Origin of the sequence: Streptomyces sp. NPDC006872, from assembly GCF_040635845.1 — a bacterium.
GTDB lineage: Bacteria > Actinomycetota > Actinomycetes > Streptomycetales > Streptomycetaceae > Streptomyces.
On sequence record NZ_JBEYIL010000009.1, the window covers coordinates 463,407 to 469,411 of the forward strand.

Genomic DNA, 6,005 nt, shown 5'->3' on the forward strand with positions numbered 1-6,005 from the left:
CAGTCTGCCCCCGATCCGGCGGACAATTGAAGGAGTGCAGCCCAGACCGCGGCCGATCCACCGGTGAGCACCCCATGGCACGATGGCTCCCAACCTGCCGCCGCGACCGCGGACGGGCACCGTGAAGGAGCGACGATGAAAGACACTCCGGGCTGGGCCTCGCCCGGATCCGCCCCGTCCGACGGACAGGAGCCCGGCGCGTCCCACCCCGCCGAGCCCGTCGACCGGCCCTCCGGCGGTCAGCCCGAGGACCAGCCGGGCGCGAACCCACAGAGCCCCGGCACGAAGTGGTCCAAGGAACAGCCGCCACCCGGCCAGTGGTCCGCGCCCGCAGGCCCCCAGAACCCGGGCCAGACCCCGCCGCCCCCTCCGCCGCCGGCGCCCGCCCAGGGCTGGGGCGCCTACCCGCCCGCAGGCCCGGGCGGCGGACACCCCGGCGGCCCCGCAGGCCCCGGGGGCTACGGCCCTCCCGGCGGCTACGGAGCCCCCGGCGGCTGGGGCGCCGGCTGGGGCGGCCCCCCGCCCGCGGCCAAGCCCGGCGTGATCCCGCTGCGTCCGCTCGGCGTGGGCGAGATCCTCGACGGCGCCGTCGCCACCATGCGCACCTACTGGCGCACGGTCCTGGGCATCTCGCTGACCGTCGCGGTCGTCACCGAGATCCTCGTCGTCCTGCTCCAGGGCCTGATCCTGAACGGCACCACGGACACCACCGCCCTCGGTGACCCGAGCGCCACCGTCGACGAGCAGCTCAGCGCCATGGGCGACGCCATGCGCGCCTCCGGCCCCGTCCTCCTCATCACCCTCCTCGGCACCATCACGGCGACCGCCCTCCTCACCGCCGTCACCAGCCGGGCGGTGCTCGGCAAACCGGTCACCCTCGGGGAGGCCTGGCGCGACGCCCGCCCCCAGGTGCCCAAGCTGTTCGGCCTGATCTTCCTGCTGGTGCTCATCGCCGCCGGCGTCGCGCTCGCGTGTCTGCTGCCGGGCATCCTGGTGAGCGCCGCCGGAAACGCCGACGCGGGATCCGCCCTCAAGGCCTTCGGCATCCTGGGCTCGGTCGTCCTGGTGCTGTGGCTGCTGGTCCGCTTCTCCCTCGCCTCGCCCGCGCTGATGCTGGAGAAGCAGAGCATCAAGAAGGCGCTCGGCCGCTCCGCGAAGCTCACCCGCAGCTCCTGGTGGCGCGTCTTCGGCATCCAACTGCTCGCCCTGCTCATCTCGAACATCATCGCGATGATCATCGTCGTGCCGTTCGCCCTCCTCGGCGCCTCCCTCAGCGACGGAGGCGTCAGCAACATGGTCGAAGCCGGCGGCGACTACGGCTGGACCTACCTGATCGTCAGCGGCATCGGCTCCATGATCACCTTCCCGATCGCGGCAGGCGTCATCGTGCTCCTCTACATCGACCAGCGCATCCGCCGCGAGGCCCTCGACCTCGACCTGGCCCGCGCCGCAGGCCTCCAGGACTACGGCTCCCCCGCACCCGGCACGACTCCGGGGAGCTGATGCGGTGAGCCTGGCGGGGGGAGCACTCACCTCGGCACCACTCCCGGGCAGCCTGCCCGCACGGGCGCTGCCCGGCATCGCCGACCGGGCCGTGGAAGCCCTGCTGCGGGCGGGCAACGGCACCGCGCTGTCACTGGCCCGCTCGGGCGACGAACCGCCGGTCACCATCCCCCGCGATCCCGCGCGGGAGGCGGCCCGCCGCGAGCTGTCGAAGGACCTGTACCACCAGAACGACCCCGGCCTCTTCCAGCGCGCCCTGGACACCCTCTGGGACTGGATCGGCGACCTGTTCGGCACCGCCTCCACCGCCACCCCCGGCGGGACACTCGGCCTCCTGGTCGTCATCCTCGCCGTCGTAGCCGTCGTGGCCGCCCTGTGGTGGCACCTGGGCACCCCGCGCCGCGGCCCCTCCTCCACCGCCGCCCTGTTCGACGACCGTCCCCGCAGCGCCGCCGAACACCGCGCCGCCGCCGAGGCCCACGCCGCCCAGGGCCACTGGAACCAGGCCGTCCAGGAACGCATGCGCGCCATCGTCCGCTCCCTGGAGGAACGCGCCCTCCTCGACGCCCGCCCCGGCCGCACGGCCGACGAGGCCGCCGCCGAAGCCGGCCGCACCCTGCCCGCCCACGCCGACCGACTCAGCGCCGCCGCCCGCGACTTCGACGACGTCACATACGGCGGCCGCCGAGCAACCGAACAGTCGTACGGCCGCATCGCCGAACTCGACCTCGACCTGGAACGCACCAAACCCCAACTGACGGCGAGCAACACCCACACCGCGGCCCACACCGCCCGCCAGGGAGCCGCCGAATGACGACCGAGGCCACGCTCCCGTCCACCTCGACCTCGCCCACCGCCCACCGACTGTGGACCCGCGCGCGAGGACTCGCCCTCGCCCTCGCGCTCCTCCTGGCCGCGGCCGTCACGCTCGCCGCGCTCCAGTCCGACGCCCGCCACGGCGCCCTCGACCCGCGCTCCCCCGACCCCTACGGCAGCCGCGCCGTCGCCGAACTCCTCGCCGACCACGGCGTGTCCACCCGCGTGGTCACCACCCTGACCGCGGCCCGCACCGCAGCCGGCCCCGACACCACCCTCCTGATCGCCGCCCCCGACCTCCTGACGAAACATCAACAAGGGGAGCTGCGCTCGGCGCTCGCCGGCTCCGGCGGCCGCACTCTCCTCGTCGCCCCCGGCAGCTGGTCCGTGAGCACCCTCGCCCCCGGCGTGACCGCCGACCCGGCCAACAGCCGCGGCACCGCACTCTCCCCCGACTGCGCACTGCCCGCCGCCCGCCGCGCCGGCACCGCCGAAACCGGCGGCATCCGCTACACCACCCGCCACCTCGGCGCCGACGAGTGCTACCCCAGCGAGCGCCTGGCCACCCTGCTGCGCATCCCGGACACCACCGGCGACGGCGACACCATCGTCCTCGGCGCGCCCGACATCCTCTACAACAAGCGTCTCGACGAGCAGGGCAACGCCTCGCTCGCCCTCCAACTCCTCGGCTCCCGCACCCATCTGGTCTGGTACCTCCCCTCGCTCTCCGACACCTCAGCCACCGACCCGGACGACGAAAAAAGCTTCTTCGACCTGCTCCCCTCCGGCTGGCTCTGGGGCACACTGCAACTCTTCTTCGCGGCAGCCCTCGCCGCCCTCTGGAGGGCACGCCGACTCGGCCCACTCGTGCCCGAAAGACTCCCCGTGGCGATCCGCGCCTCCGAAACCGTCGAAGGCCGCGCCCGCCTCTACCGCAAAGCGGACGCCCGCGACCGCGCAGCCGCCGCTCTTCGCTCCACCACCCGCACCCGCCTCGCCCCTCTCCTAGGCGTCCCCGTCACCCAGGCGCACGCGCCCGAGGCACTCGTCCCCGCCCTGTCCGCCCACCTCCACGGCGACGGACAGTCCCTGCACTCCCTCCTCTTCGGCCCACCACCCGGCGACGACGCGGCCCTGATCGCACTCGCCGACCAACTCGACGCCCTCGAAAGAGAGGTACGCCGTCCATGATGGACCCGACCACTGACAACGCCGGGAACACCGGGGACCCGGGCCAGGCCCGCGCCTCCCTGGAAGCCCTGCGCGCCGAGATCTCCAAGGCCGTGGTCGGCCAGGACCCCGCCGTGACCGGTCTCGTCGTCGCCCTCCTCTGCCGCGGACACGTTCTCCTCGAAGGAGTCCCCGGAGTGGCCAAAACGTTGCTCGTCCGCGCCCTCGCCTCCGCACTCGAACTCGACACCAAGCGCGTCCAGTTCACCCCCGACCTCATGCCGAGCGACATCACCGGCTCCCTCGTCTACGACGCCCGCACGGCCGAGTTCTCCTTCCAACCCGGCCCGGTCTTCACCAACCTCCTCCTGGCCGACGAAATCAACCGCACCCCGCCGAAGACCCAGTCGTCCCTCCTCGAAGCCATGGAAGAACGCCAGGTCACCGTCGACGGCACCCCCCGCCCCCTCCCGGACCCGTTCCTGGTCGCCGCGACCCAGAACCCCGTCGAGTACGAGGGCACCTACCCCCTCCCCGAAGCCCAGCTGGACCGCTTCCTCCTCAAGCTCACCATCCCGCTCCCCTCCCGCCAGGAGGAGATCGACGTCCTCACCCGCCACGCCGAGGGCTTCAACCCACGCGACCTGCACGCCGCCGGCGTACGCCCCGTCGCAGGCCCCGCCGACCTCGAAGCCGCCCGCGCAGCAGTCGCCAAGACGACGATCTCCCCCGAGATCACGGCCTACGTCGTCGACATCTGCCGCACCACCCGAGAATCGCCCTCCCTCACCCTGGGCGTCTCCCCCCGCGGCGCGACCGCCCTCCTGGCCACAGCGCGCGCCTGGGCCTGGCTGACCGGCCGCGACTACGTCATCCCCGACGACGTCAAAGCCCTCGCCCTCCCCACCCTCCGCCACCGCGTACAGCTCCGCCCCGAAGCCGAGATGGAAGGCGTGACCGCAGACTCCGTCATCAACGCGATCCTCACCCACGTCCCCGTCCCCCGCTGATGGCGCTCACCGGACGCACCGCACTCATCGCGGCCCTCGGCTCCCTCCCCATCGGCATCTGGGACCCCAGCTGGACGGGCATCCTCGCCGTCAACGCTCCCCTGGCCGTCGCCTGTGCCTGCGACTTCGCCCTGGCAGCCCCTGTACGCCGGCTCGGCCTGACCCGCTCCGGCGACACCACCGCCCGCCTCGGCGACCCGGCGGACATCACCCTCACCATCACCAACCCGTCCGGCCGCCCCCTGCGCGCCCACCTCCGCGACGCCTGGCCCCCCAGCAGTTGGCAACCAGGCACCGAGGCAGAGGCCTCCCGCCACCATCTGACGGTCCCGCCCGGCGAACGCCGCCGCATCACCACCCGCCTACGCCCCACCCGCCGAGGCGACCACCACACCGACCGCGTCACGATCCGCTCCTTCGGCCCCCTCGGCCTCTTCTCCCGCCAAGGCACCCACAAGGTCCCCTGGACCGTACGCGTCCTGCCCCCGTTCACCAGCCGCAAGCACCTCCCGTCGAAACTGGCCCGCCTGCGCGAACTGGACGGCCGCACCAGCGTCCTCACCCGCGGCGAGGGCACAGAATTCGACAGCCTTCGCGAATACGTTCCCGGCGACGACACCCGTTCGATCGACTGGCGAGCCACCGCCCGCCACTCAACGGTCGCTGTCCGCACCTGGCGCCCCGAACGCGACCGACACATCCTCCTGGTCCTCGACACCGGCCGCACCTCCGCAGGACGCGTCGACGACGCACCCCGCCTCGACGCCTCCATGGACGCCGCACTGCTCCTCGCAGCACTGGCATCCCGCGCCGGCGACCGCGTCGACCTCCTCGCCTACGACCGCCGAGTACGCGCCCTGGTCCAGGGCCGAACAGCTCGCGACGTGCTTCCGTCCCTGGTCAACGCCATGGCGACCCTCGAACCCGAACTGGTCGAAACGAACGCCCGTGGCCTCACCGCCGCAGCCCTCCGCACGGCCCCCCGCCGCTCCCTCATCGTCCTGCTGACCACGCTCGACGCCTCCCCGGTCGAAGAAGGCCTCCTCCCCGTCCTCCCTCAGCTCACCCAACGCCATACGGTCCTGGTGGCATCGGTCGCCGATCCCCACATCGCCCGCATGGCCACCTCACGCGGCAATGTCGACGCGGTGTACGAGGCCGCAGCCGCCGCCCAGGCCCAGACCGAACGCCACCGCACAGCCGAACAACTCCGCCGACGCGGTGTCACCGTTGTCGACGCAACACCGGAGGAACTCGCCCCGGCACTGGCAGATGCCTATCTGGCGCTAAAAGCAGCCGGCCGCCTGTAACGCAAAACGGGCTCTCCCATGGGAGAGCCCGTCAATTCAAGTCAAGGTCTGAACGCAGAAAACCCCCGTACCGAATTAACGGTACAGGGGTTTTCTATAAAATTTGTTCGGCGGTGTCCTACTCTCCCACAGGGTCCCCCCTGCAGTACCATCGGCGCTGTAAGGCTTAGCTTCCGGGTTCGGAATGTAACCGGGC

5 protein-coding genes and 1 rRNA gene are annotated in these 6,005 nt (G+C 72.4%); 5 read left to right on the forward strand and 1 reads right to left on the reverse strand.

The genetic code is table 11. The features are described 5' to 3' along the window. Positions 1-135: 135 nt before the first annotated feature. From ABZ725_RS28025 to ABZ725_RS28045, 5 genes are read left to right on the forward strand one after another with little or no spacing between them, the layout of a single operon-like run. Entirely contained in the window at positions 136-1,503 is a 1,368-nt protein-coding gene (locus tag ABZ725_RS28025) for a glycerophosphoryl diester phosphodiesterase membrane domain-containing protein (RefSeq protein WP_358805290.1), read from the forward strand. 4 nt (positions 1,504-1,507) lie between these two features. Continuing rightward, positions 1,508-2,317, forward strand: coding sequence for a DUF4129 domain-containing protein (locus tag ABZ725_RS28030; protein WP_358805291.1), 810 nt, complete (start codon positions 1,508-1,510; stop codon positions 2,315-2,317). Beyond that, entirely contained in the window at positions 2,314-3,510 is a 1,197-nt protein-coding gene (locus tag ABZ725_RS28035) for a DUF4350 domain-containing protein (RefSeq protein WP_358805292.1), read from the forward strand. Before ABZ725_RS28030 ends, ABZ725_RS28035 begins: the two co-directional genes overlap by 4 nt. Beyond that, on the forward strand, positions 3,510-4,499 hold the full coding sequence (locus ABZ725_RS28040) for a MoxR family ATPase (protein ID WP_358805293.1): 990 nt from the start codon (positions 3,510-3,512) through the stop codon (positions 4,497-4,499). Before ABZ725_RS28035 ends, ABZ725_RS28040 begins: the two co-directional genes overlap by 1 nt. After that, positions 4,499-5,809, forward strand: coding sequence for a DUF58 domain-containing protein (locus ABZ725_RS28045; RefSeq protein WP_358805294.1), 1,311 nt, complete (start codon positions 4,499-4,501; stop codon positions 5,807-5,809). The genes ABZ725_RS28040 and ABZ725_RS28045 overlap by 1 nt, the downstream gene beginning before the upstream one ends. A gap of 105 nt (positions 5,810-5,914) precedes the next feature. Here ABZ725_RS28045 and rrf read toward each other — a convergent pair. Then, positions 5,915-6,005 (reverse strand): 5S ribosomal RNA (rrf, locus tag ABZ725_RS28050); the annotation flags it as partial.

What these genes read in the sequence shown, in the direction of transcription:
- ABZ725_RS28040 (WP_358805293.1), top strand. Translation starts at nt 3,510, where the DNA reads ATGGACCCGACCACTGACAACGCCGGGAACACCGGGGACCCGGGCCAG.
- ABZ725_RS28045 (WP_358805294.1), top strand. Translation starts at nt 4,499, where the DNA reads ATGGCGCTCACCGGACGCACCGCACTCATCGCGGCCCTCGGCTCCCTC.
- ABZ725_RS28035 (WP_358805292.1), top strand. Translation starts at nt 2,314, where the DNA reads ATGACGACCGAGGCCACGCTCCCGTCCACCTCGACCTCGCCCACCGCC.
- ABZ725_RS28025 (WP_358805290.1), top strand. Translation starts at nt 136, where the DNA reads ATGAAAGACACTCCGGGCTGGGCCTCGCCCGGATCCGCCCCGTCCGAC.